This window comes from Nocardia sp. NPDC051570, assembly GCF_044454005.1.
Taxonomy (GTDB): Bacteria; Actinomycetota; Actinomycetes; order Mycobacteriales; family Mycobacteriaceae; genus Nocardia.
In genome coordinates, this window is sequence record NZ_JBITDI010000070.1 from 1 (window position 1) to 1158 (window position 1158).

Genomic DNA, 1158 nt, shown 5'->3' on the forward strand with positions numbered 1-1158 from the left:
TACAGAGACTGAATTCGTGATGTCGTCATGAGCTGAGGGGTGCGAGGCCGGTTGCTGTGAGGCAGCCGTCGATCAGGTGGGGCCGGTGCTGAATACGGCGCAGACCGGTGCGGAGGGTGTTGATGAGGTGGTCGGGGTCGGTGAAGATCCGGTTGGCCGTGGAACCGCGACGTAGCAGCGACCAGATACCTTCGGTCGGATTCAGATCCGGCGCGTAGGCGGGCAGTTGGTAAACGGTCAGCCAGTCCCGCTCGGCGACGTATTTCCGCATCCCCCGCGTGAGGTGAGTGTTGAGATTGTCCCAGATCACCACCAGCGGCCCGCCGAGTTGCTGGTGCGCGTCGGCAAGGAGATCCCGGTACTCGGTCCAGGCGAAACTCATTCTGCCCGAAGGGGTCCGGTCGTCACGGGGCCGATAAATGAGGCGGGGCCGCTGCCCGGTTTTGTAGCAGGTGAGCGCGGCGATCGAGACCCGCCGCCGGGACCGGCCGCGCACGCGGATCGTCGGGGTGATCCCGCGAGGGGACCAGGTACGCGCAGTCGGCGGCGTCATCGAGAAGCCGGCCTCGTCTTCGAAGACCAGCCAGGCGTCGAGCGCCGCCGCGGCGGTTTTACCTGCGGCCACGTATCTTTCACCCAATTCGCCACCGCGCCCTCGTCGCGTTCGACCGCCCGCCGTGCTGGGACCTGCCAGCTCCAGCCGTGCCGGCGCAGCAGCACCTGCACGCCCTTGGCCGTGTAGCGGATGTGGAACCGGCGACCGATCACCGTCTTGATCCGCGGCAGAGTCCAGCGTTGATCGGGCCACCCGTGCGCGAGCGGGCCTTTGGCCAGTTCCCGTTCGAGTACCCGGAACTGGTCATCGGACAGCAGCGGCAGCGATGCCCGGCCCTTCGACCGCAACGCACGATCACCATCGACCGTCCATGCCTTGCGCCAGCGTTGCACCGACCGCACGCTGACCCGCAGCCCTTTGGCGATCACCGCGTTGTCCTCGCCCCGGCCGAAGCCTTCGGCGGCGCGGAACCGCAACTGCTCCCGAAACTTTCGTCGCTCAGCGGTCAATCCACCGCCTTGCGGATACCTCATCCAACAGGTGTACTCCACCCAGCCCGCAACAGCGTCAAGCCCGGCGACATCACGAATTCAGTCTCTGTA

The 1158-nt window shown here is 66.3% G+C and carries 2 protein-coding genes; both read right to left on the reverse strand.

What is annotated here, in order from left to right; translation table 11 throughout:
• Nucleotides 1-25: 25 nt before the first annotated feature.
• Complete coding sequence (locus ACIA76_RS43750; RefSeq protein WP_397161504.1) at nucleotides 26-625, reverse strand: transposase; 600 nt, start codon at nucleotides 623-625, stop codon at nucleotides 26-28.
• Nucleotides 550-1089, reverse strand: coding sequence for a winged helix-turn-helix domain-containing protein (locus ACIA76_RS43755; RefSeq protein ID WP_397161506.1), 540 nt, complete (start codon nucleotides 1087-1089; stop codon nucleotides 550-552). Before ACIA76_RS43755 ends, ACIA76_RS43750 begins: the two co-directional genes overlap by 76 nt.
• Nucleotides 1090-1158: the final 69 nt, after the last annotated feature.